The organism is Pseudoduganella dura, assembly GCF_009727155.1.
Taxonomy (GTDB): Bacteria; Pseudomonadota; Gammaproteobacteria; order Burkholderiales; family Burkholderiaceae_D; genus Rugamonas; species Rugamonas dura.
In genome coordinates this window covers 3,340,970-3,365,664 of record NZ_WNWM01000002.1, presented here as the reverse complement: position 1 = coordinate 3,365,664, position 24,695 = coordinate 3,340,970, and the positions used below count along the sequence as shown (strand labels likewise).

Annotated in this window: 18 protein-coding genes, 3 tRNA genes and 1 pseudogene; 11 read left to right on the top strand and 11 right to left on the bottom strand. The window is 64.5% G+C overall.

All coding sequences use genetic code 11. From position 1 onward, the window contains the following. Window positions 1-132: 132 nt before the first annotated feature. Window positions 133-738: a TetR/AcrR family transcriptional regulator gene (locus GJV26_RS14750; protein ID WP_155709470.1), complete on the bottom strand. Its 606-nt coding sequence runs from the start codon at window positions 736-738 to the stop codon at window positions 133-135. Window positions 739-884: 146 nt separating this feature from the next. On the opposite strand from GJV26_RS14750, the gene GJV26_RS14745 reads away from it, so the two are divergent. Continuing rightward, entirely contained in the window at window positions 885-1,640 is a 756-nt protein-coding gene (locus tag GJV26_RS14745; RefSeq protein WP_155709469.1) for a ZIP family metal transporter, read from the top strand. Window positions 1,641-1,692: 52 nt separating this feature from the next. Here the strand turns inward: GJV26_RS14745 and GJV26_RS14740 are convergent, their stop codons facing one another. Then, window positions 1,693-2,235, bottom strand: a complete 543-nt coding sequence (locus tag GJV26_RS14740) for an ankyrin repeat domain-containing protein (protein ID WP_155709468.1) — start codon at window positions 2,233-2,235, stop codon at window positions 1,693-1,695. A 179-nt stretch (window positions 2,236-2,414) separates the two neighbouring features. Further along, window positions 2,415-4,280: a phosphoenolpyruvate carboxykinase (GTP) gene (locus GJV26_RS14735; RefSeq protein ID WP_155709467.1), complete on the bottom strand. Its 1,866-nt coding sequence runs from the start codon at window positions 4,278-4,280 to the stop codon at window positions 2,415-2,417. Window positions 4,281-4,660: 380 nt separating this feature from the next. Here GJV26_RS14735 and GJV26_RS14730 point away from each other — a divergent pair, with 380 nt between their 5' ends. Continuing rightward, window positions 4,661-5,662 (top strand): D-2-hydroxyacid dehydrogenase family protein, encoded by a 1,002-nt coding sequence (locus tag GJV26_RS14730; RefSeq protein ID WP_155709466.1) that lies wholly within the window; start codon window positions 4,661-4,663, stop codon window positions 5,660-5,662. A 19-nt stretch (window positions 5,663-5,681) separates the two neighbouring features. On the opposite strand, the gene GJV26_RS14725 is transcribed toward GJV26_RS14730, so the two are convergent. Then, window positions 5,682-6,434, bottom strand: a complete 753-nt coding sequence (locus GJV26_RS14725; protein ID WP_189441615.1) for an L-asparaginase — start codon at window positions 6,432-6,434, stop codon at window positions 5,682-5,684. A 142-nt stretch (window positions 6,435-6,576) separates the two neighbouring features. On the opposite strand from GJV26_RS14725, the gene GJV26_RS14720 reads away from it, so the two are divergent. Continuing rightward, a complete protein-coding gene (locus GJV26_RS14720) occupies window positions 6,577-7,062 on the top strand; it encodes an asparaginase domain-containing protein (protein ID WP_155709464.1) in 486 nt (161 codons plus the stop codon). A 141-nt stretch (window positions 7,063-7,203) separates the two neighbouring features. Here the strand turns inward: GJV26_RS14720 and GJV26_RS14715 are convergent, their stop codons facing one another. Next, entirely contained in the window at window positions 7,204-8,100 is an 897-nt protein-coding gene (locus tag GJV26_RS14715; RefSeq protein WP_155709463.1) for a recombination-associated protein RdgC, read from the bottom strand. A gap of 238 nt (window positions 8,101-8,338) precedes the next feature. Here GJV26_RS14715 and GJV26_RS14710 point away from each other — a divergent pair, with 238 nt between their 5' ends. Both GJV26_RS14710 and GJV26_RS14705 read left to right on the top strand, forming a co-directional pair. Next, complete coding sequence (locus GJV26_RS14710; protein ID WP_155709462.1) at window positions 8,339-8,692, top strand: hypothetical protein; 354 nt, start codon at window positions 8,339-8,341, stop codon at window positions 8,690-8,692. After that, window positions 8,689-9,258 carry a hypothetical protein gene (locus GJV26_RS14705; protein WP_155709461.1) on the top strand — a complete coding sequence of 190 codons (570 nt, stop codon included), beginning with the start codon at window positions 8,689-8,691 and terminating at the stop codon, window positions 9,256-9,258. Before GJV26_RS14710 ends, GJV26_RS14705 begins: the two co-directional genes overlap by 4 nt. Before the next feature lie 8 nt (window positions 9,259-9,266). On the opposite strand, the gene dinB is transcribed toward GJV26_RS14705, so the two are convergent. Continuing rightward, complete coding sequence (gene dinB, locus GJV26_RS14700; protein WP_155709460.1) at window positions 9,267-10,418, bottom strand: DNA polymerase IV; 1,152 nt, start codon at window positions 10,416-10,418, stop codon at window positions 9,267-9,269. A 393-nt stretch (window positions 10,419-10,811) separates the two neighbouring features. On the opposite strand from dinB, the gene GJV26_RS30555 reads away from it, so the two are divergent. Then, a complete protein-coding gene (locus tag GJV26_RS30555) occupies window positions 10,812-12,560 on the top strand; it encodes a methyl-accepting chemotaxis protein (RefSeq protein ID WP_155709459.1) in 1,749 nt (582 codons plus the stop codon). 12 nt (window positions 12,561-12,572) lie between these two features. On the opposite strand, the pseudogene GJV26_RS14690 reads toward GJV26_RS30555, so the two are convergent. Next, window positions 12,573-13,861, bottom strand: a pseudogene (locus GJV26_RS14690) (MFS transporter). Window positions 13,862-14,017: 156 nt separating this feature from the next. Here GJV26_RS14690 and GJV26_RS14685 point away from each other — a divergent pair. From GJV26_RS14685 to GJV26_RS14665, 5 genes are all read left to right on the top strand, one after another. Next, window positions 14,018-14,093 (top strand) — tRNA-Val (locus GJV26_RS14685). A 21-nt stretch (window positions 14,094-14,114) separates the two neighbouring features. Continuing rightward, a tRNA-Asp gene (locus GJV26_RS14680) sits at window positions 14,115-14,191 on the top strand. Between the two features lie 91 nt (window positions 14,192-14,282). Then, window positions 14,283-14,359 (top strand) — tRNA-Asp (locus GJV26_RS14675). A gap of 524 nt (window positions 14,360-14,883) precedes the next feature. Continuing rightward, window positions 14,884-15,369 (top strand): cyclic nucleotide-binding domain-containing protein, encoded by a 486-nt coding sequence (locus GJV26_RS14670; RefSeq protein WP_229427889.1) that lies wholly within the window; start codon window positions 14,884-14,886, stop codon window positions 15,367-15,369. Then, on the top strand, window positions 15,369-16,484 hold the full coding sequence (locus GJV26_RS14665; RefSeq protein ID WP_155709457.1) for an AI-2E family transporter: 1,116 nt from the start codon (window positions 15,369-15,371) through the stop codon (window positions 16,482-16,484). The genes GJV26_RS14670 and GJV26_RS14665 overlap by 1 nt, the downstream gene beginning before the upstream one ends. A 188-nt stretch (window positions 16,485-16,672) precedes the next feature. Here the strand turns inward: GJV26_RS14665 and ahpF are convergent, their stop codons facing one another. The 4 genes from ahpF to GJV26_RS14645 form a co-directional block, all read right to left on the bottom strand. Continuing rightward, the gene (ahpF, locus tag GJV26_RS14660) at window positions 16,673-18,265 is read right to left on the bottom strand and encodes an alkyl hydroperoxide reductase subunit F (protein WP_155709456.1); all 1,593 of its coding nucleotides are present in this window, start codon (window positions 18,263-18,265) and stop codon (window positions 16,673-16,675) included. Between the two features lie 69 nt (window positions 18,266-18,334). After that, complete coding sequence (gene ahpC, locus GJV26_RS14655) at window positions 18,335-18,898, bottom strand: alkyl hydroperoxide reductase subunit C (protein ID WP_155709455.1); 564 nt, start codon at window positions 18,896-18,898, stop codon at window positions 18,335-18,337. A gap of 234 nt (window positions 18,899-19,132) precedes the next feature. Continuing rightward, a complete protein-coding gene (locus GJV26_RS14650) occupies window positions 19,133-21,931 on the bottom strand; it encodes an EAL domain-containing protein (RefSeq protein WP_189441613.1) in 2,799 nt (932 codons plus the stop codon). Window positions 21,932-22,198: 267 nt separating this feature from the next. Beyond that, window positions 22,199-24,520, bottom strand: coding sequence for a YgiQ family radical SAM protein (locus tag GJV26_RS14645; protein WP_155709454.1), 2,322 nt, complete (start codon window positions 24,518-24,520; stop codon window positions 22,199-22,201). Window positions 24,521-24,695: the final 175 nt, after the last annotated feature.

Below are 24,695 nucleotides of genomic sequence, written 5' to 3'. Positions count from 1 at the left end.
CCAGCCCGGCGACGGGCAGCACCAGCAACCACAGAGCGACCATGACAGCCTCCTCGTTCAATCCGACTTTTCGCACACCTGTGCGAAACAGCATCAAAAAAAGGGCGGGCACGGCCCGTCCGCGTGGTGCGGCTATTCCACTTCGTTGAAACTCCTGTACGTCGAAATCAGGCGGTTGAAAGCCCTATGCATCCGCCGCGGCGCGGCCTCGTCGCGCAGGAAGCGCACGTCGTGCATCACGCCGATGATCAGGCTGTAGATCTCGAACACCAGCTGTTCGGGATCGGTATCGGGCCGCAAATGGCCCGCCTCCATCGCCTGCAGCACGGTCTTGCGCAGCGATGCGCGCCAGCGCGCCACGCCCTCCTCCACCCGGTCGCGCAGCGGCCCGTCGAGGTCGTCGAACTCGAAGGCGCCCGCCATGTAGAGGCACGCACCGCGCGGCGCCTCGCTGCTGCCCTTCTTCAGCCACAGGTTTACCTGCATGACGAGGCGGGGCAACCCCTTCGCCGCCTGCAGCGACGGCAGGAAGACCTCTTCGGCAAAGCGGCGGTCGTATTCGTCCAGTACCGCGCCCTGCAGCGCCTCCAGCGAGCCGACCCGCGAAAACACGCCACTCTTGCTGATGCCGGTACGCTTGGCCAGTTCGCCCAGCGACAGCTTGCCGATCCCTTCGGCGGCGGCCATGTCCATTGCCGCGTCGATGATGGTGGCGTAGGTCGATTCGCTTTTCGTCATGCGTCAACTTTAGCACACGCGTGCGAAACCTCAAGAAAAATTGCCAGGGTGGCCCAGCGAACGGCATCATCCCCTGAATAGCCGGACAATTGGCCTATGGTAAAACCGGTAAAGCCGGGAAAATCGGCAAACAACATGGGAGACGAATGGACGGTATCGCACTGTGGGCCCAGGCGGGCTTCTGGGGATGCGTGGCGGGCGCCGCGCTATTGCTGGGTGCCGGCGCGGGCTATTACATCGCGGTGCCGCAACGGCTGATCGCCGCCATCATGGCGTTCGGCAGCGGCGTGCTGATCTCGGCATTGTCGTTCGACCTGATGGACGAAGCGTTCCGCCACGGCGGCTTCAACGCCACCGCGGCCGGTTTCCTCGGCGGCGCCATTGTCTACACGGCGGCCAACCGGATATTGACGTCGTTCGGCGCCAAGCACCGCAAGCGCTCGACCGGGCGCAAGCCGGATGAAGGCAGCGGCATGGCGCTGGCGGTGGGTGCGCTGATGGACGGCATACCGGAATCGATCGTCATCGGCCTGTCGTTGCTGAAGGGCGGCGCGGTCAGCATTGTCACCGTGGCGGCGATTTTCCTGTCGAATATTCCCGAGGGGCTGTCCAGCGCCGCCGGCATGAAGCGGGCCGGCCATTCGGCACGATATATCTTCATTATCTGGGGCGGCATCGCGCTGTCATCGGGCGCGGCGGCGCTGGTCGGCTACACCGTGTTCCAGCATTTTTCGCCGGAAGTCATCGCGGCCACGACCGCCGTGGCGGCCGGGGCGATCCTGGCGATGCTTGCCGACACGATGATTCCCGAAGCGTTCGAGGAAGCGCACGATTTCGCCGGGCTGATCACCGTGGCCGGCTTCCTGGCAGCGTTTGCGCTGAGCAAGCTGGGCGGCGCCTGAGCTGCCTGGTGAATGGCCCGCCGGTGGCTGGCCATGTGCCCGGCTGCACGGCTTATTGTCGTGGCAGCGCCGCCAGCAGCGCATGGGTGTCGGCGGCGCCCATTTTTTGCGCCGCATCCAGGGCCGACACGCCGGCGGCGTCGACCGCGAACGGATCGGCACCCCGCGCGAGCAGCAGGCGCACGATGTCCACCCGGTTGAACATGGCGGCGAACATCAGCGGTGTCTTGCCGTCGCGGCCCGGACCGTCGGGCTGCGCGCCATGGTCGAGCAGCAGCGTGGCGATCGCCAGGTCGCCCTTGAACGCGGCGCCCATCAGCGGGCTCTGGCCGGCGTCGTTCTGCAGCTCCGGATCGGCGCCCCGTTCGAGCAGCGCCGTGGTCGTGTCGGGATGCCCGTTGTAACTGGCCAGCATCAGCAAACTGTCGCCCCGTTCGTTGCGCAGGTTCGCCGGCATGCCCTGCTCCAGCAGCGTGGTCAACGCTTCTGTTTCGCCACCGCGGGCCATCTGGAACACCTTGCGGGCGAACGCGAGGGTATCGTCGTCGAGCTGGCTGGCGTCCGCGGGTGGACGGCCGGGTTCATGACCTTGCATGCTGATCTCCAAAGGGTTGAATGCTGGCGGCATCTTACACCGCGCGGGTGCGCGTCCGATTCGTTCGGATGGCAGAGTTTTCCCGCATCGCGCGCACCAGGCAACCAGCGCGCACCAACGAAAAAGCGCGCACCAACGGTGCGCGCTTCAATGTGCCGACTTTTGAAACCGGCCCGCGGTTACACGGCCAGGCGTTGTTCCAGCTTGGCCTTGTTGTCCAGCAGTTCCTGCGGCAGGCGGTAAGCCAGCTTGTCGAACAGTTCGCTATGCAGCTTCAGCTCTTCGCGCCAGGCATCCTTGTCGATCGACGTGATCGTCTCGAATTCTTCCGGCGAGAACGGGATACCGTCCCAGTGCAGGTCGCCGTAGCGCGGCGTGGTGCCGAACAGCGTTTCGATACCGCCCGCGGTGCCTTCGATGCGTTCCAGCATCCACTTCAGCACGCGCATGTTGTCGCCGAAACCAGGCCAGACGAAGTGGCCGTGCTCGTCGGTGCGGAACCAGTTGACGCAGAAGATCTTCGGCAGCGCGGCCGGGTTGGTCGCGGACACTTTCTTGCCAAGATCGAGCCAGTGCTGGAAATATTCGCTCATGTTGTAGCCGATGAACGGCAGCATCGCGAACGGATCGCGGCGCACGACGCCCATCTGGCCGGCGGCGGCGGCGGTGGTTTCCGAGCCCATCGTGGCGGCCATGTACACGCCTTCGACCCAGTCGCGCGCCTCGGTTGCCAGCGGCACCGTGGTGGAACGGCGGCCGCCGAAGATGAAGGCCGAGATCGGCACGCCGGCCGGATCGTCCCATGCCGGATCGATCACCGGGTTCTGCACGGCCGAGACCGTGAAGCGCGCGTTCGGGTGGGCGGCCTTGGTGCCGGAAGCGGGCGTCCAGTCGTTGCCCTGCCAGTCGATCAGGTGCGCCGGCGCTTCCTTGGTCATGCCTTCCCACCACACGTCGCCGTCGTCCGTCAGCGCCACGTTGGTGAAGATGACGTTTTCCTTCAGCGAAGCCATGCAGTTGAAGTTGGTTTTTTCGTTCGTGCCCGGGGCCACGCCGAAGTAGCCGGCTTCAGGATTGATCGCATACAGGCGGCCGTCGGCGCCCGGCTTGATCCAGGCGATGTCGTCGCCGATCGTGGTGATCTTCCAGCCCTTGAAGCTTGCCGGCGGGATCAGCATGGCGAAGTTGGTCTTGCCGCATGCGGACGGGAACGCCGCGGCCACGTAGTGCTTTTGACCCTGCGGCGATTCCACGCCCAGGATCAGCATGTGTTCGGCCAGCCAGCCCTTGCCGCCCTGCTGCGCTTCCTGGTAACCCATGTTCGAGGCGATGCGCAGCGCAAAGCACTTCTTGCCCAGCAGCGCATTGCCGCCGTAGCCGGAACCGTACGACCAGATTTCGCGGGTTTCCGGGAAATGCACGATGTACTTGGTCTTGTTGCATGGCCATGCCACATCCTGCTGGCCGGCGGCCAGCGGCGCGCCCACGGTGTGCACGCACGGAACGAAATCGCCGTCCGTGCCCAGCACGTCGTACACGGCCTTGCCCATGCGCGTCATGATGCGCATGTTGACCGCCACGTAAGGCGAGTCGGACAGTTCCACGCCGATGTGCGCGATGGGCGAGCCTAGCGGGCCCATCGAGAATGGCACCACGTACAGCGTGCGGCCGACCATGGCGCCGTCGAACAGGCCGTTCAGCGTGCCGCGCATTTCGTTCGGGTCGATCCAGTTGTTGGTCGGGCCGGCTTCTTCCTTCTTCGCCGAGCAGATGAAGGTACGGTCTTCGACGCGCGCCACGTCGGTGGGATCGGAACAGGCCAGGTAGGAGTTCGGGCGCTTCGCCTCGTTCAGCTTCTTCATCGTGCCGGCGGCCACCATCTCGGCGCACAGGCGGTCATACTCTTCCTGCGAGCCGTCGCACCAGTAAATACGGTCGGGCCGGGTCAACGCGGCCACTTCGGCCACCCAATTGATCAGTTTTTGATGTTTGATGTAAGCTGGTGCGTTCATCGCAGCAACGCCCTCCATCACAGGTTGGTTCATGGGTACTACCTCCAATGCCAATTAAGAATTCTGTCTTGGTCCCTGGCACGGCAGGATCGTCGTCAGCTTTTGGCTTGCGCTCGGAAAGGCATCTTGAATGCTTCGGCGTTACACGGCGGTCTGTCGGTGCGCCCGAGCATGGAAATTCGATGGCTCGAGGGCGCGCTCCCGGCGCAGTTGTGAGCGCTACAACAGGAGATGGAACTATTTGTTTCCGGAGCTCATCACTTTCGCTCAACGGCTTGACCGATTGTACACCTGCCCCCAAACCTTTCCGACAAAAATGTAGGAAAAAAGCTTGACCAAAGTAGTAAGCTATTCGAGATATTCACAATCCCGTTAACTAGCTACTAATTCAAAAGGAATTTCATCTAACTCCCATGAAAATTGCCATTCTCGACGATTACCAGGATGCCATACGCGAACTGGACTGCTTTGCGCTTCTCGACAGTCATGACGTAAAAGTATTCAATCACCCGGCGCGCGGCCTGGGACAGATGGTGGCCCGGCTGGCGCCATTCGATGCCCTCGTGCTGATCCGCGAGCGCACGACGCTCAGCCGCGCGCTGCTGGCCAGGCTGCCGAACCTGAAGCTGATTTCGCAGACCGGCAAGGTGAGCGGCCACATCGACGTGGCCGCCGCCACGGAGCTGGGGATCGCCATTGCGGAAGGCGTGGGCTCCCCCACCGCACCGGCCGAGCTCACGTGGGCGCTGATCATGGCGGCGCGGCGCAAGATCGTGCCGTATGCGGCCAACCTGAAGGGCGGCACGTGGCAGACCGTGTCCACCAGCCAGCCATTCAACACGCTCGGCACGATCGTGAAGGGGCGCACGCTGGCGATCTGGGGTTACGGCAGGATCGGCAGGCTCGTTGCCGGCTATGCCCGGGCATTCGGCATGAATGTGCTGGTATGGGGCAGCGACGGCAGCCGCGCCGCCGCCGTGGCCGACGGCTACGGCGTGGCCGCGTCGCGCGAGGCGTTCTTCGAGGAGGCGGACGTGCTGACATTGCACCTGCGGCTGGCGGACGCCACGCGCGGCATCGTCACCGCGGACGACCTGGCGCGGATGAAACCGAACGCGCTGTTCGTCAACACCAGCCGCGCCGAACTCGTGGCCGAGGGCGCGCTGGAAGCGGCGTTGCGCGCCGGCCGCCCCGGCGGCGCCGCGCTGGACGTGTTTGAAAGCGAACCGCTGCCGGCCGAGTCCGTGCTGCTGCGCATGCCGCACGTGCTGGCCACGCCACACCTGGGCTACGTCGAGAAGGACAGCTACGAGCTGTACTTCAGCCACGCGTTCCGCAACCTGGTCGACTTCTTCGATGGCGAGTGCCGGACGATCCTGAATCCGGACTACCGCAACCACCTGCGTAACGGCTGAGCCGTAAAGCCGCGGGCGATCAGGCCTCGGGGATGCCGGTGAGATTGATGCGCGGCGCGGGCAGCGCGTGCACCTTCGACCACAGCCCGGCCCAGCCGGGCGGCCAGCCGATGACGGGGCCCTCGTATGGTGCCAGCCCGGCGCGCACGGGCACGACGGGCACCGGCGGCATGTCCGTCAGCGGCGCGCCTTGCGGCCGCTGCATGTCCAGGCTGTACATGTAGCCCGGCAGCAGCGCATCGCAGACGCCGGCGAACCACGCGGTGTGGTCTTCGTCCCGGCCCAGCGCCTGCGCCAGGCCATGCGGATCGAACCTGGCCAGCGCATGGACCAGCTCTTCGGTGGTGGCACCGGGCGAATCGCCCCAGCCCATCACGGGATTGACGTTGTAATCGGCGCCGGAGCCATACCAGCCTTCGCGCCACGAGCGCTGCATCCAGTCGCGCGCGCCCGTGAACAGGTGCCAGCGCCAGTGCAGCCCCGAAGGCTTCGGCCACGAATACAGGTACAGCTTCTGGTAGCCCGCTTCGTGCAATGCACGCACCACCGCCATCAGCCTCGCATGCGGCATGCGGTCCGGCGGCGCGCGCCGGAACAGGATCGCTTCGCCGTCGGCGAACTGTACGGCATCGGTGGAAAGGTTCAGGTCGAGCGTGCGCGACTCGCTGCCGAAGCGGGCCGCGATCCAGCCCGTCAGCAGGTTGACAGCCGTGATCACGCCATAGCCGCGGTGGCGATGGAAGATGACAGTCCCGGGTGCAAGCGCTTTCACGGACATCACTTGGCAGGCAAAAAACCAAGTGTACTCAACGACGTGCCTTCTTGCCAGACAGGCGCAAACAAACTTTTTAGTTGACGGGCCGGCGCAAGTGCGGGCTATCATTGAACCCTTTTGCCATTCTTACCGAAACATCATGACCTTGCGCATCATCGCCACGGGCGGCACCTTCGACAAGCACTACAACGAACTGGACGGCACGCTGGGCTTCGCCGACAGCCACTTGCCCGCCGCCATCGCCCGCGCCCGCATCACCGCGCCTGTCGAGCTGGAACTGCTGCCGCTGCTCGACTCGCTGGACATGGGCGATGCCGACCGCGAGCGGGTGCTGACTGCGTGCCAGGCCGCGCCGGAACGGGCGATCGTGATCGTGCACGGTACCGATACGATGAAGGAAACGGCCGCCGTGCTGGGCCCCGCCGTGCTCGACAAGACGATCGTCTTCACCGGCGCGATGATTCCCTACGAGATCGACAACTCGGACGCCCTGTTCAACCTGGGCTTTGCCTGCGGCGTGGCCCAGGCCCTGCCGCCCGGCGTGTACGTGGCGATGAACGGGCGCATCTTCGCGTGGGACAACGTGCAGAAGAACCGCGCGGCGGGCGTGTTCCAGCCAATGTAATCGCGCAGTTGCCTGACGTAAAAATGCCCGGCAAGGCGGTAACCTTGCCGGGCATTTTCGATAGGCGATCGGGGCCGCAGTAAAAACCGCGGTTCGCCGGATAATCGGGCAAACCGCGATCCGGCACAGCCGCTACCGCGCTCAGGCGACGGCTTCGCCGCCCAGGGCTTCGACCACGTCGCGCAGCAGCAGCGACAGTTCGCCCGTCATCAGCATGAAGTCGCCATCGAAACGCTCGTCGTCGTTGCGGGTGACGGCATCGTTTTCCTTCAGCACGTCGAGCGGCTTGACGCTCTTGATCGCCAGCGACTCGGTCAGCACGAACGAAATCTTGCTTTCCCACGTCATTGCCAGGCGCGTGCACTGCTTGCCGGCGGCGATGTGGCGGCGCACTTCTTCCGGCTCCAGCGTGTGGCGCACGTAGCGCACGGCGGCCTTGCTTTCGCCGGTGGCGCGCAGCTCGGTATCCATGTCGACGGTGAAGCCGGCCGGTGCCTCGTCATCCTGCAGCCAGGCCGTCATCACGCCCACCGGCGAGCGCTGCACGCGCAGGCTTTCCAGCGGCATGCGGTCGACCGCCTTCAGCAGCAGCTTGATGACCTCATCGGCCTTGGCCGGGCTCGCCGCATCGACGACCAGCCAGCCGTTGACGGGATCGATCCACGTCCACACATTGCTGCGGATCGTGAAGGCGCGCGGCAGCAGTTCGTCGTGCACGCGCTCCTTCAGTTCCTTCATCGCCTTCTTGCCGGGAGCGAAACCTTGCTGTTCTTCCATCTCGGCGGCACGGGCCTTGGCCACCTGGTTCACCACCGTGGACGGCAGCAGTTTCTTCTCCGTGCCCAGCAGCAGCAGCATCTGCTGGTTCACAACGTGCACGAGCGACTCGTTGCCGCGCGGCGAGTCCCAGCCCTGGCGCAGCATCTCGTTGCTGCTGGCCGGCGTGAACGCCGCGGGGCGCAGCGCTTCTTCGAGTTTTTCAGGGGAAAACGCCCACGGAGCGGGCAGTCGGTAGATCTGTAGATTCTTGAACCACATGCTCAAATGACCTTGTTCTGACGCGTTGCAAAGCCCATCATTCTACACCCGGCCCAGCAGGCGAGCCATCGCGATCTTCGTAAAATCGCGGCATGGCGGAGCCTGTTCATGCGCATGGATCCGCACGCAATCGAATAAATCGACTGTGGAGTTTGATTACCGCCAATGCCGAGTCGAACCCGTCTATTAATGTCGAGCAACTACGCTTGACCTTTCAATCCAATGACGGAGATATGACATGGCACGAGAGCAGAATGAACGGGTAGTGAAAGAGATGATCCAGTCGCTTTATCGATTGGCTGGAATCTACCCCGTATGGGATGGACAGGTTAACGACGCGGTAGCTGAAGTCGTTGAAAAAATGCTGTTAGAGACACGCAATTGCTCACAGGCTTTCGTTTGGGTTCCGAAACCTCCAACCGGAAGAGCCTCGGTACTATGGCTGGCCATGAACGTCGGTCGAGCGGCATTCGCCACCTCCCGTGCAAAACTATCTCAAACATGCGCACGAAAGGTGATTCTCAACTGGCGTACGACACTGGAGCTGGCCTCGCAGGGCCTTGCATCGTCACGGATGAGGATGCGCGCATGAACGGAACCAGAACAGCCTTACTGGCGATAGCATGGGGCTTCGCCCTTTCTTCGGCCGCGGCCACCATGCTCGAACCCCGTACATGGCCGCGAGTGACCGATTGTCCGGAATGCATGACCGTTCAGTTTGAAGAACTGGAGCTGCGTTTGCCCGTTGCCATGATGGGGCGACTGTTTACTTTTGCCAATGCACCCGGACTGCATTTCCTGCCGCCGGGAGGACCACGGCGGGCGCTGCTGCTGTTCGCGACCAGCCGTGAGAAAGTCATTGGCAAATACCCCGCCATCGATCACGCGACCAGCGCCCGGCAGTTCTTCGACACGCTGGGCAGCGAAGAGCCGTATATTCCGGCCTACAAGGCGGAAGGCATCGAGCGTGCCATACGGTACACAAAGGCATCGAAAGGCAAGCTGCATGTGTACTGGATCGAAGCTGCCACAGGCGATACGCAATATGTGCAGATCGTCGTCGACGGCAGCAATACGATCTATACGCTGGCGGGGGACGTTACCCCGCAGTGGTACGACGCCGTGTTGTCCCACCTGCGTATCGCACCGATCCCCTGACCGCATGCTCACGTTGGGAACAGCTCCCCCTGCTTCCCCACCCGGTGTTGCGCGGCCTCGTCGAGCGGTACCAGCGCGCTGACCCGCACGCCCAGCAGGCGTAGCCGCTGGTCGAGCGGCACGCGCCGCAGGCACTCGCCGGCGGCGCGCCGGATGGCGGCGGCATCGGCCGTGGGCGACGGCAGCGTCACATCCCGCGTCACGGTGCGGAAATCGGCATAGCGCAGCTTGATGCCCACGGTGCGGCCGGCGAAACGCTTGCGGTGCAGGTCTTCCGACAGCCGCGTGCACAGGCGGGTGAAGATCTCGGACAAGGCGTCGCGGTCGTGCTTCGCATGCAGGTCGCGTTCGAACGTCGTCTCGCGGCTCACGCCCTTCGGGTCGGAGCGGGTGACGACTTCGCGCTCGTCGTGACCGTGCGCCACGCGGTGCAGCCACTCGGCGGAATTGAGGCCGAAGTGTTCCTGCAGCAGCTTCGGATCGGCCTGCGCCAGCTGGCCGACGGTCTCGATCCCCAGCGACGTCAGCTTTGCATAAGCCTTCGGGCCGATGCCGTTGATCTTCTTCGCGGAGAGCGGCCAGATCCGCGTGGGCACGTCGTCGAACGACACGACCGTCAGCCCGTCCGGCTTGTCCAGGTCCGAGCAGATCTTGGCCAGCAGCTTGTTCGGCGCGATGCCGATCGAGCATGTCAGCCCGGTCGCTTCGTGCACGGCCGCCTTCAGCCGCATGCCCAGTGCGCGCGTTTCTTCGGGCTGGTCCGTGAGGTCGAGGTAGATCTCGTCGATGCCACGGTCTTCGATCTCCGGCACGATGGCGGCCACGGCCGCCTTGAACAGCCGCGAATAACGCTTGTACGATTCGAAGTCGGTCGGCAGCAGGATCGCCTCGGGCGCCAGCGCCGCCGCCTTCATCGTGCCCATTGCCGAAAACACGCCCAGCGCCCGGGCTTCATAGGTGGACGTGGTGACGACGCCGCGGCCGGCATAGTCGCGCAGCCTGGAAAAGCGGCGCGTGCCGTCCGGCTGCAGCACGGGCTGGTGCCGCGAGCCGCCGCCGACCACCACCGGCAAGCCCCGCAACTCCGGATAGCGCAGCAGTTCCACCGACGCGAAAAACGCATCCATGTCGAGATGGGCAATACGGCGTGGCGGAACCATGACTGATCGGGTGCGGGCTGGAACACTGGTACTGGGATTATATCCAGTATGCGGCCGTGCCCGCCAGCACGCTGGAAAGTTGCATTATTCTTTATATTTTTCAATTACTTAGTGCAATTTTATCCATCGTATTTACGCAACAGTAGCGTCGCGAAAGTACCGTGTGCAACACGAACACGCGTACCATCGGAACTTTCAACCAATAACGCCAACATGACGCCGGATTGCCGTCTTTATTGCTGTGTTCTCTCCTCCCCCGGCGATGACAACCGCATGCCGAAACGCCCCGTCCTGTACACGGTCGCCATGCGCGGCCGGATCCCCATGCTGCCGTCCGCCATGTGCCGCGACACCGGCATGCGCCACTCATTCTGACCGAAGGAAAACCCAATCGTGAACCTATCCAACCTGCGTATCGGCACCCGCCTCGCCTTCGGCTTCGCGGTGGCCATCATCATCATGCTGATCATGTCGCTGGTCGGCATCAGCCGCATCCAGGAAGTGGCGGGCCGTACCGACAAGCTCGTCAACGACCGCTATGTCAAGGTCACGCTGCTCAACGACATGCGCAGCCAGGTCAACCGCGGCGCGCAGGCGGTGCGCAACGCGATGCTGACGCCGGATGCCGCGCAGACCCAGGAATTCCTGCGCCAGATGGCCGACGCCGACCGGGCCGGCGGCGAATCGGCGGCAAAAATGCATAAATCGGACCTGACGCCCGACGTACGCGCCGTGTTCGACCAGCAGAACACCGCCTACTTCGCCTACAAGGAGCTGCTCGACAAGGCCATCGCGCAATACCGCGGCGGCGACCGCGAAGGCGCCGTGCAGGCGATGTTCAACACGGTGATCCCGGCGCAGACGGTGTACTTCCGCCATCTCGACGAACTCCTGAAAGTACAGCGCGAGCTGATGACGCGCGACGCCGAGGCCGCCACGGCATCGGCCAAGGCGGCCACCACGCTGATGATCGTGCTGCTGGTGCTGGCCACCATCATATCGGTCGTGATCGGCTGGCTGATCACGCGCTCGGTCACGGGCCCGATCGGCGAAGCGGTGCAGATCGCGGAAACGGTGGCCGCCGGCGACCTGACGGCGCAGATCGTGATCACCCGCAAGGACGAGATGGGCCGCCTGCTGGGCGCGCTGCGCGACATGACGGCATCGCTGACGGGCACCGTGCGCACCGTGCGCGACAGCACCGACACGATCAATACCGCGGCCGCCGAGATCGCATCGGGCAACATGGACCTGTCCAACCGCACCGAACAGCAGGCCGCCAGCCTGGAAGAGACGGCATCGTCGATGGAGGAACTGACCTCCACCGTGCAGGCCAACGCGGAAAACGCGCGCCAGGCGAACCAGCTGGTGGTCTCGGCCGCCAGCCATGCGAACGAAGGCGGGCAGGTCGTCAGCCAGGTGGTGGAAACGATGGGCTCGATCAAGGAAAGCTCGTCGAAGATCGTCGACATCATCGGCGTCATCGACGGCATCGCATTCCAGACCAACATCCTGGCGCTGAACGCCGCGGTGGAGGCGGCACGCGCCGGCGAGCAGGGCCGCGGCTTCGCGGTGGTGGCGTCGGAAGTGCGCAACCTGGCGCAGCGCTCGGCCAGCGCGGCGCGTGAAATCAAGGAACTGATCAGCGATTCGGTCGAGAAGGTGGATGCCGGCAGCCGGCTGGTGGACCAGGCCGGCTCGACGATGGACCGCATCGTGACGTCGGTCCAGCAGGTGGCGGACATCATGAACGAGATCGCCTCGGCCAGCCAGGAGCAGAGCTCCGGCATCGCCCAGGTGAACACCACGATCGTGACGATGGATACGGCCACGCAGCAGAACGCCGCGCTGGTCGAGGAAGCGGCGGCAGCTGCCGCCAGCATGCGCGAACAGGCGCAACGGCTGGTGGCGGCGATCGCCGTGTTCCGCATCGACGATCGCACCGCCGCGCCGGTGTTTGCGTCGCCCTCGCATGCCCCATCGGCCTCCATTTCGCCGCCCTCCTCCGCGGTGGCTCGCCCGCCCCAGCCGAAGCTGACGGGCAAGGCGCCTGTGGCGCCACGCGCACCGGCCGGCAAGGCCGCGGCCAAGCCGCGCCCCGCCACCAAGGCCCCGGAAGGCGACGACTGGGAAGAGTTTTGATCCCGCTTTGAACTAGGGCACGCGCCGGCCCACCGCCAGCACGAGCAGTCCGCCCAGCACCAGGCTGGCGGACAGCACCATGATGCCGGCCGCCGTGCTGCCCGTCGCATCGCGGATGGCGCCCACCAGGTAAGGGCTGGCGAAGCCGGCGAGGTTGCCGACCGAGTTGACCAGCGCGATGCCGGCCGCCGCCGCGGTGCCGCCCAGCAGTGCCGTCGGCAGGCTCCAGAAGATCGGGAAGGTGGCCAGGATGCCGGCCGTTGCGAGCGACAGCGCGGCCAGCGCCAGCACGGTGTCGTGCGCGTAAGCGGTAGCCATCGTCAACCCCGCCGCACCGGCAAACGCGGCAACGGCGATATGCCAGCGCCGCTCGCCGCTGCGGTCCGAGTGGCGCGCGGCCAGCACCATGGCCACGGCGGCCACGCCATACGGAATGGCGGTCAGCAGGCCGATGTGGAACACGTCCTGCACGCCGCTGTTGCGCAGCAGTTGCGGCAGCCAGAAGCTCACGCCATACAATCCCATCACGCACAGGAAGTACACCAGCGCCAGCAGCCACACGGTGCCGCTGGCGAACAGGCGCGCCAATGGCAAATGCTGTTTCGCCGCCGCTTCCGGCGCCAGCGCCGCCTCGAGCGCGGCCTTGTCGGCGTCGTCCAGCCAGCGCGCGGCGCGGATATCGTCATCGAGGTAGGACAGCGTCCAGATACCCAGCGCGATCGACGGAATGCCTTCGAGCAGGAACAGCCACTGCCAGCCGTGCAGCCCGGCCCGGCCGGCGAATCCGCTCATGATGGCGCCGGACAACGGGCCGCCGACCACGCCCGCCACGGCCACGCCGCTCATGAACAGTGCCACGATACGGGCGCGCCGCTGCGCCGGATACCAGTAGGTGAGGTACAGCACCACGCCCGGAAAGAAGCCGCCTCGGCCACGCCGAGCAGGAAACGCAACGCATAGAAGCTGGCCGGGCCGGTGGCGAACATCGTGGCCGCCGACACGAGGCCCCAGCTGATCATGATGCGGGCGATCCAGCGCCGCGCGCCCACCCGCTCCATCAGCAGGTTCGACGGCACCTCGAACAGGAAGTAACCGACGAAGAAAATGCCGGCGCCGATGCCGTAGACGGTGTCCGACAGGGCGAGATCGGCCTGCATCTGCAGCTTGGCGAAGCCGACGTTGACGCGGTCCAGGTAGGCCGCCACGTAGCAGAGGAACAGGAACGGCAGCAGGCGGCGGCTGACGCGGCCATACAGGCGGTCAATGGAGGCGGTGCCGGCATCGTCCTTGGTGGCGCTCATCGACCCTCCCGGTTGAAAACCGCAGCGTAGCATCGCTTGCAGGGGCCGGCTGGAAGATTTTCGCGAAAGCCCTTGCAAATTCGCGAAATGACGCAGTAGAATACGGCCTCTTCTGAGCGTTGTGACAAACGCTCGAAGCATCGAAAGGTGATGAAGGGGCGCTTAGCTCAGTTGGTAGAGCGGATCCCTTACAAGGATTAGGTCGGGAGTTCGAGCCTCTCAGCGCCCACCAAATACTCGATGTTGAAGACCTGGAGCGGTAGTTCAGTTGGTTAGAATACCGGCCTGTCACGCCGGGGGTCGCGGGTTCGAGCCCCGTCCGCTCCGCCAGGATTCTGAAAAGAGCCCGTCACTTCGGGCTTTTTTCTTGTCGCAGCAGCGACGCACAGTTTTTCAGTTCCTGCTTGTGCAAGAACTGATTGGAGCGGTAGTTCAGTTGGTTAGAATACCGGCCTGTCACGCCGGGGGTCGCGGGTTCGAGCCCCGTCCGCTCCGCCAGCATCAGTAAAAAAGCCCGGCTTGCCGGGCTTTTTTGCGTCTGATGCGCAGCGCAGCGGAGTGCTTCCCCTGCGGGAAGCACGGCGGGGCTCGAAGGGATTCGCTTGCAAGCGAATCCGCGGTCCGCAGAATGTGGACGAGCCCCGTCCGCTCCGCCAGCATCAGTAAAAAAGCCCGGCTTGCCGGGCTTTTTTGCGTCTGATGCTGACGAGCGGAGTGCTTCCCCTGCGGGAAGCACGGCGGGGCTCGAAGGGATTCGCTTGCAAGCGAATCCGCGGCCTGCAGAATGTAGGCGAGCCCCATCTGCTTTGCCATCAAAAGCCCGGCTTGCCGGGCTTTTCATTATCTGCTTCGCGAAGCCGCAGCCCTGCATGGCTGCGTCGTTCGGCAGGCGCGAAGCACCGCTTCGCGAAACCCTGCCTCACTCCCTGCCCCTCCCACACTGTGTGCGTCCCACAACACCCGATCACCGCAAACCGGCGACAATGGCAGCGCAACCATCCCTTCCCTATCCTGGAGCCTCCGTGATTTTCGGTTTTCTGAAGCCGCCCCCGCTGTCGCCACGCCTGGCCAGGCTGCGCGAGACTGTCCTCCTCAACTCGCTGACGCCACTCGAACTGAAGATCGTTGACGGCCTGATGCACGAACGGCGCTACCTGGCCGGCGAAATCATCTTCGACGAGGGGGAAGAAGGCCAGGCGCTGTACCTGATCACGGCCGGCCACGTGCAGATCAACCGCAACGTGAACGGCATGGCGGAAATCATCACCGAACTGTCGCCCGGCGCATTCTTCGGCGACCTGGCGCTGCTGGACAACTCGCCCCGCACCGCGCAGGCACGCGCGTGGGACGACTGCGAACTGGCGGTATTCTTCCGCGCCGACTTCATGAGCCTGATGGAAACCGATGCCGTGATCGGCTACAAGATCTCGCTGGCGCTGGCGCGCCACATCGGCTCCCGGCTGCGCGAACGGATGTCGATCGACTCGCCGCACATCGAGGTACTTTGATGGTGGACCGGCAGCAGTCCGGGCCCATCGTCTGGTGCGGCATTGTCGCCGCCACGTGCGTGCTGCTGTACCTGATGCAGAAGGTGCTGTGGCTGTCGTTGCCGTTCCTGCTGGCGATCATCCTGTATTACGTGCTGCTGTCGCCCTTCCAGCGGCTGCTGCGCATGGGCTTCACGCGCAACACGTCCGCCATGCTGGTCGGCGCCGGTTTTGCATCGTTCACGCTGCTCACGGTACTCGTGCTGGTGGTGTGGATTCCCGCGCCGGCCACCGACTGGCAGGACATGCCGGCACGCTACCTGGATGCCGGCGTGCGCTTCGTGCGCAACATGCTGGGCGCACTGGAGAGGCAGTTTCCATTCCTGCGGCCGGCGCGCCTGGGCGATTCGATCGACCTGAACCTGGCGCAGTACTCGCGCGAATTCGTGCAGCGCCACCTGACCGATGTGCTGGTCACCACGGCCGCCTGGGTGCCGTCGCTGCTGCTGGCGCCGTTCCTGGCATTCTTCTTCCTGCGCGACGGCCGCCGCTTCAAGCGCTTCCTGGCGCGCGCGGTGCCGAACGCGTTCTTCGAAAAGACGCTGTTCCTGCTGCACGAGGTCGACCAGACGGCGCGCCGCTACTTCCATGGCATGCTGACGCTGACGATCATCGACACCGTGGTGCTGGCCCTGGGCCTGTGGGCCATCGGCCTGTCCTCGCCGCTGCTGCTCGGCTTCATCGCCGCCGTGCTGGCGTGGGTACCGTACGTGGGCTCGATCGCCGGCTGCGTGGTCGTGGTGCTGGTGGCTTCGGCCGATACGCCGGACAGCAATTTCGTGGCCTACAGCGCGATCGTCGTGTTCGTCATCGCCCGGCTGCTGGACGACTTCATCTTCATGCCGATGACGCTGGGCCGCAGCCTGCGCATGCATCCGCTGGTCACGGTGGTGATGCTGTTCGTGGGCGGCGCGCTGGCCGGCGTGACCGGCCTGATGCTGGTGCTGCCGCTGCTGGGCGTGGTAATGGTGGTCGGCGAAACCATCGGCGTGCTGATCACCGATGCCAGGCTGCAGGCCCGGCACCGCTATGCCCGCTCGCTGCGAGTGAAGCAGGCCAGCAACGACCTCAAATAAACTCTTGGGCGCAAGGCAAGCCCCTGTCACTCGGAAATATGCTGAAAACCGGTGTCCGACACTATTTTCTGGGTAATTCGCCCAGAAAATAATGTCCGACACCAGTGCCTCGCCGGCGCTGGCTGCTGGCGGCACGGAGCAAAAAAAAGGGAGCGCGAGGCTCCCTTTTTCAAGACTGCGGTACGGCGTTACGCCACGGCGGCGATCGCAGCCTGCTCGGCTTCCACTTCATCGTCGCCCGAACGGATCAGGTGATCGAAGGCCGACAGCGCGGCCGTTGCGCCGGCGCCCACGGCGATCACGATCTGCTTGTACGGCACGGTGGTCACGTCGCCGGCGGCGAACACGCCCGGCACCGAGGTCTGGCCCTTCGCATCGATCTCGATCTCGCCGTGCTTCGACAGCGCCACGGTACCCTTCAGCCACTCCGTGTTCGGCACCAGGCCGATCTGCACGAACACGCCTTCCAGGTCCACGCGGTGCACGTCGCCGGACACGCGGTCCTTGTACGACAGGCCGTTCACCTTCTTGCCGTCGCCGTGGATCTCGGTCGTCTGCGCCGACAGGATGATCTTCACGTTCGGCAGCGAGCGCAGCTTGCGCTGCAGCACGGCATCGGCGCGCAGTTCGTTGCCGAACTCGATCAGCGTAACGTGCTGGACGATGCCGGCCAGGTCGATCGCCGCTTCCACGCCGGAGTTGCCGCCGCCGATCACCGACACGCGCTTGCCCTTGAACAGCGGGCCGTCGCAGTGCGGGCAGTACGCCACGCCGTGGTTGCGGTATTCCTTCTCGCCGGGCACGTTGATCTCGCGCCACCGGGCACCGGTGGACAGGATCACGGTCTTGGCGCGCAGCACCGCGCCGGTGGCCGTATGCACTTCGGCGATCCTGCCCGGCACCAGCTTCACGGCGCGCTGGGTGTTCATGATGTCCACTTCATACTGCTTGACGTGCTGCTCCAGCGCCACGGCGAATTTCGGGCCGTCGGTTTCCTGGATCGACACGAAGTTCTCGATCGCCAGCGTGTCCAGCACCTGGCCGCCGAAGCGTTCCGCCAGCACGCCGGTCTGGATGCCCTTGCGGGCCGCGTAGATCGCCGACGCCGCGCCGGCGGGGCCGCCGCCGACGATCAGCACGTCGAACACGTCTTTCTTGTTCAGTTCGGCCGCCTGGCGGGCACCGGCATTGGTGTCCAGCTTGGCGAGGATTTCTTCCACATTCGTGCGGCCCTGGCCGAAGTGCTGGCCGTTCAGGAACATCATCGGTACCGCCATGATCTGGCGCTCTTCGACTTCTTTCTGGAACACGCCCCCATCGATCGTGGTGACCTTGATGCGCGGGTTGATGACCGACATCGCGTTCAGCGCCTGCACCACTTCCGGGCAGTTATGGCACGACAGCGAGATGAAGGTCTCGAATTCGAAATCGCCGTCCAGGTTGCGGATCTGTTCGATCACGGCTTCATCGAGCTTGATCGTGTGGCCGCCCACCTGCAGCAGGGCCAGCACCAGCGAGGTGAATTCATGGCCCATCGGGATGCCGGCGAAACGTACGCCAATGTCGGTGCCGGCACGGTTGATCGAGAACGACGGCTTGCGCACGTTGGCGGCGTTGTCCTCGACCAGGGTGATCTTGTCGCTCAAGCCGTCGATATCGGCGAGCAGTTCCTTCATTTCCCGCGCTTTCGCGGAGTCATCCAGCGATGCAACGATCTCAATCGGCTGCACCACTTTTTCCAGATAGGCTTTCAGTTGGGTTTTGAGATTTGCATCCAGCATGACATTTTCCTTTTTGATTTGCTGCCGACACATGCCGGCAGCGGTACCACTCAATACTTGTTTGCTTGCTTAGATCTTGCCGACCAGATCCAGCGATGGGGTCAGCGTAGCAGCGCCTTCGGACCACTTGGCCGGGCACACTTCGCCTGGGTGGGAAGCAACGTATTGTGCTGCTTTCACTTTGCGCAGCAGTTCCGATGCGTCGCGGCCGATGCCGTTGTCATGGACTTCCAGCACTTTGATGAAGCCGTCCGGATTGATCACGAAGGTGCCGCGCAGTGCCAGGCCTTCTTCTTCGATCATGACCTGGAAGTTACGGGACAGCAGGCCGGTCGGGTCGCCGATCAGCGGGTAGTTCACTTTCTTGATCGCGTCCGACGTGTCGTGCCATGCCTTGTGAGCGAAGTGGGTGTCGGTGGAGATACCGTACACTTCCACGCCCAGGCGCTGGAATTCAGCGTAGTTGTCGGCCAGGTCTTCCAGTTCCGTCGGGCAGACGAAGGTGAAGTCAGCCGGGTAGAACACGAAGACCGACCACTTGCCCTTCAGGGACTCTTCGCTCAGATCGATGAACTTGCCGTTGTGGTAAGCGGTTGCCTTGAACGGTTTGACTTGAGTGTTGATCAGAGACATTTGTGTTTTCCTCGTGAGTGTTGTGAATCAATGAGTTGCCAGTTTAGGGGGATCTCGGCTATTTGGAAAATTGATTGTTCCAATAGTTTCAATTGATTTTGACTATCGGAACGGGATAGCGAGACGGCTATTATCCCTGTTCCTGTCAAATCGTGAAGATTGAGGGGACGGCAACCCCGGGCACCGATGGCGTGGCGGCCCCGGTTGGACCGGGTACGCGGCCGAGGCGCGCGATCAGATGGTGGCGCCGGCCTGCGCCGTGAGCAGTGCGTCGAATTCCTCGACCGGCAGCGGCCGGTCGAACAGGTAGCCCTGGGCGTAGTCGCAGCCGGCGGCGGCCAGCAGGTCGCGCTGCTGCGCCGTTTCCACGCCTTCGGCGATCACGTGCAGGCCCAGCTTGTGGGCCATCACGATGATCGCCTCGGAAAGCGCCATGTCGCTCGAATCCGGTGCCAGGTTGCTGACGAAGCTGCGGTCGATCTTCAGGTAATCGATGTCGAACTTGTTCAGGTAGGACAGCGACGAGTAGCCGGTGCCGAAATCGTCCAGCGCCACCTGGATGCCGCCGTCGCGCAGCTGCAGCAGCTTGTCGGTGACCATCGTGCTGGCGTCCAGCAGCAGGCCCTCGGTGATCTCGACCACGATGGCCTGCCCCGGCACGCCCAGTTGCCGGAGCGCGCGCAGCCACACATCGTAGTTGCCGCCCTCGCGCTGGAATTCGACCGGCGACTGGTTCAGGCTCACCTGGAAATCCGGGTCCACCACGTCGCGCCAGCGCTGCACCCAGCGGATCGACTCGTTGAACACCCACTGTCCGATATCGACGATCAGGCCGGAGCTTTCCGCCAGCGGAATGAATTCGAGCGGGCTGACCAGGCCGCGCTGCGGATGCTGCCAGCGCAGCAGCGCCTCGGCCTTGCGGACGCGGCCTGTCTTCAGGTCCACGATCGGCTGGAAATACAGTTTCAGCTGCTCGCCCTTGATGGCGCTGCGCAGGTCGTTCGTCAGCCGCATGCGGTTCAATGCCGCCACCTGCAGCGCCGGCGTGAAGTAGCTGAAGCGGTTACGGCCGGCGCCCTTGGCCGCATACATCGCCTGGTCGGCATGCTTGAGCAGGTCGTCCACGCTGGCGGCATCGTCGGGATACAGCGTGATGCCGATGCTGGCCGAGACGAACGCCTGTTCCTGCCCCAGCTGGAACGGCGCCAGCAGGCTGTCGATGATGTTCTGCGCGATCGCATCGACCCGGTCGGTCAGCTGCAGCTCGGTCAGGATCACGGTGAACTCGTCGCCGCCCAGCCGCGCCACGGTATCGGATTCGCGCACGCAGTCGGCGATGCGCCGCGCCGCATCCACCAGCAGCACGTCGCCCTGGTGGTGGCCCAGCGTATCGTTGACTTCCTTGAAGTGATCCAGGTCGATGAACAGGATGGCGATCCGGCTGCCGTCGCGCCGGCTCTTCACCAGGTCGTGCTGCAGCCGGTCGAGGAACATGCGGCGGTTCGGCAGCTGCGTCAGCGTGTCGAAGTTGGCCTGCTGCCAGATCAGCGCCTCGGTTTCCTTCTGGTCCGTCACATCCTCGACCATGCACAGCTTCAGGTGCGGGCCGGCCTGCAGCGGCACTACCGATGCCTCCACCCACACGGTCGAATCGTCGCTGCGGATCAGCCGCAGCGTGCTGCGGAATTCCGCCACGTCGCCGGCCGCCAGGCGCCCCATCTGCAGCGTCCACCCGGCCACGTCTTCCGGGTGGACGAAGTCGAGCCAGGTGTGATGGGCAAACGCGTCTTCCGAGCGCCCGGCGATTTCACGGTAGCGCGGATTGACATCGGAAAAGGTGCCGCTGGCGCCGTCGATCAGCGCGATGCCGATCGGCGAGGCTTCGAACATCGTGCGGAAGCGTTCCTCGCCGGCCCGGATCACGTCCGCCGAGCGGCGGCGTTCGCGCGCCAGCAGCGCGAAATGGATCGCGGCGCCGAGCAGCAGCAGCGCCGCGGCGCCACCGCCGACGCGGTACAGCCAGGCCAGGTTGGTGCCCGGCTCGGCGTTGTACAGGAAGCCGTTGAACGTGACGTCCTTCGGCAGCAGGCCGAGGTCGGTATAGACGTCGGCGATGTGCCGCCAGCGCTCCGGGTTCATGTAGCCGATCTCCACCAGCACCGGCTGCACCAGCGGCACCATCTGGCGCGCTTCATACAGCAGATGCTTGCGGTCGTGCCGGCGCGAATACTTCGCCAGGATCAGGTCGGCGATCTCTTCCTGGTGGGCCATCGCATATTGCCAGCCACGCAGGGAGGCGGCGCGGAACGCCTTCACGCGCTCCGGATTGCCCTGCAGTTCGTGCTCGCTGGTGAACAGGTTGTCGCCGTAGAAATCGACGCCGGCGGCGCGCGGGCTGTGGATATCGTACGGGAAACCGGCGCGGTCGAGGTAATCCGTCTCGTTGGTGGTGTGGATCGACATCGCATCCACGCGCCCCTGGATCAGGTCGGCGGGATCGTAGCTGTGCTCGATGCGCTGCAACTGCTCGGGCGAGACGCCTTCCCGCTTCAGGTAGGCGGACAGCTCGTCGGCATGGTTCAACGGTGCCGAGAGCGGCCCGAGCATCACGCGCTTGCCGATCAGCCGGCGGATATCGGGCGTTTCGCCCCCCTGCCGCATCGCCAGCGCGTAGGGCGAGTGCTGGAAGATCACCCCCAGCGCCACGACGGGCTTGCCGGACAGCCGGGCCAGCAACAGCGAGCTGCTGCCGGTGCCATACTGGGCACGCCCGGTCAGCACTTCGCGCAATGGCGCTTCGGCATCGGTCCCTTCGGCGATCTTCACTTCCAGGCCCGCTTCGCGGTAATACCCCTGTTCCACCGCCGCGTAATAGCCGGCGAACTGGAACTGGTGGGTATGCTTCAGCTGCAGCACCACCCTGTCCTGCGCGTGCCCCGGCACCGCGACGACACACAACACCGCACCCAGCCCCAGCACCAGGCGGGCGGCGGTACGGCGGGTAGCAATCAGCAGGTGAAAATCAGGAGGCACGGGAGGGCGAAGTCACGTTCAAGGGACGGCCCGTGGCCGCGGAGATGCCCGATTGTAACGCCGATCCCGGCCCGTTCAACGGCTGAGCCGATGGCCGCCGGCCCGGATGTGGTTTTCGCGCCGCACTTGCGCGGTGCGACTGATGAATTGGACAACGACTTGACCAGACGATAACTTGACCGGGCGATGACCTGGCAGGCCGACATGCCGGCCGGGCAACCCCTTGCCGGGTTGCCCGGATCCGCCGGCACCGTGCCGGCGCGTGGCCTAGCGGCGGCCCTTGGCGGCCGGTTTCGGCGCCGTTTTCGGTTTCACCTTGATCGTATCGAGGATCGATGGCCTGGCCCTGGTTTCCACCGTTTCGCGCGCCGTCACCGAACCGGTCAGCGCGTTCGGACGGCCGCCGCGTGCCGGCGGCACGGCACGGCCCGCGGCGGGCTGCTGGCCCGGCCGTGCACCGCGCTGCATGCCGGGCGCGAGCGTGGGCATCGCACGCTTGCCTTCCGGCGCCGCCGTCATGTTTTCCTCGCCCGGCGTCCATGCCGGAATCAGGTGCTTCTCGCCGTTGCCGATCAAATCGCCGCGGCCCATCGCCTTCAGCGTCTCGCGCAGGATCGGCCAGTTGGCCGGATCGTAGTAGCGCAGGAACGCCTTGTGGGCCTTGCGCACCTTGGCCGTGCGCGGCGTTTCCACCACTTCCGAGTCGTCCGTCACTTTCTTCAGCGGGTTCCGGCGGCTGTGGTACATCGTGGTGGCCATCGCCATCGGCGTGGGCATGAAGGTCTGCACCTGGTCGAGGCGGAAGTTGTTCTTCTTCAGCCACAGCGCCAGGTTCAGCATGTCCTCGTCCGACGTGCCCGGGTGGGCGGCGATGAAGTACGGGATCAGGTACTGCTTCTTGCCGGCCTCGAGCGAGAACTTCTCGAACATCGCCTTGAATTCGTCGTACGCGCCGATGCCCGGCTTCATCATCTTCGACAGCACATTCGTTTCCGTGTGCTCCGGCGCGATCTTCAGCAAGCCGCCGACGTGGTGGGTGACGAGCTCCTTCACGTATTCGGGCGAGCGCACCGCGAGATCGTAGCGCAGGCCGGAACCGATCAGGATCTTCTTCACGCCGGGAATCGCGCGGGCCTTGCGGTACAGCTGGATCAGCTTGCTGTGGTCGGTGCCCAGGTTGGAACAGATCGACGGGTACACGCACGACAGGCGGCGGCACGAATCCTCGATGGTCTTTTCCTTGCAGGCCAGCCGGTACATGTTGGCGGTGGGGCCGCCCAGGTCGGAAATGGTGCCCGTGAAGCCCTTGGTCTTGTCGCGGATGTGCTCGATCTCGCGCAGGATCGACGGCTCCGAGCGGCTCTGGATGATGCGGCCCTCGTGTTCCGTGATCGAGCAGAACGTGCAGCCGCCGAAGCAGCCGCGCATGATGTTCACCGAGAAACGGATCATTTCCCAGGCGGGGATGCGCGCATTGCCGTACGCCGGGTGCGGGGCGCGGGCATAGTTCATGTCGTACACGCCATCCATCTCGTCCATCGCCAGCGGCAGCGGCGGCGGATTGATCCACACGTCGCGGTCGCCGTGCTGCTGCACCAGCGCGCGCGCATTGCCGGGGTTCGATTCCAGGTGGAACACGCGCGAGGCGTGCGCATACATCACCGGATCGGTGCTGACGGTATCGTACGACGGCAGCCGCACCACGGTGCGGTTGTGCTTTTCCCGCGCCATCGCCTGGCGTTCCTCGCGCGACATGATGCGGATCGGCTTGACCGTCGGTTCCGGTGCCGCGTTCTCGGTGGCGCAGGCTGCCTTGTCTTCCTTGGCCATCGCATACGGATCGGGATGCGCATCGATGCGGCCCGGCACGTCCACGCGGGTCGAGTTGTGCACGCCCCACTCTTCCGACGGCAGCCAGCCTTGCGGCACCAGGAACGCGGTGCCGCGCAGGTCCTTGATCGACTTGATGTCCTCGCCCTTCGCCATGCGGTGCGTCAGGTCCACCAGCGCGCGCTCGGCGTTACCGAAGATCAGCAGGTCGGCCTTCGAATCGATCAGCACCGACTTGCGCACCTTGTCGGACCAGTAGTCGTAGTGGGCGATGCGGCGCAGCGAGGCCTCGATGCTGCCGATGATCACCGGCGTGCCGGGGAAGGCTTCGCGGGCGCGGTGCGCATACACGCTCACCGCACGGTCCGGGCGCTTGTTCGGCTCGCCGTTCGGCGTGTACGCGTCGTCCGAGCGGATCTTGCGGTCCGACGTGTAGCGGTTGACCATCGAATCCATGTTGCCGGCCGTGATGCCGAAATACAGGCGCGGCTTGCCCAGCGCGCGGAACGCGTCCGCCGATTGCCAGTCCGGCTGGCTGATGATGCCCACCCGGAAGCCCTGCGCTTCCAGCAGGCGGCCGACCAGCGCCATGCCGAAGCTGGGGTGGTCGATATAGGCGTCGCCCGTGACGAGGATGATGTCGCACTCGTCCCAGCCCAGCTTCGCCATTTCGGCGCGGGACATGGGCAGGAAAGGCGCGACCGGGGCGCGGGCAGACCGCTTGGGCACGGTCGCGAAGAGGTTCAGTGGGGCGTTCATAAGGCGGAATTGTACCAAAAAGCAGGCCGCAGCGCGCATCCCGCCGCTTTTTCGCTTTGAAAAAGCTTTTATAATTCAATAACTTGTGTTGCAGCGAGTGGAAAATCGCGGCCATGCAGGAAAAAGTATCCGGGCCAACATTGCATTCCGCCGGCAGCGGCCTATAACGAACATG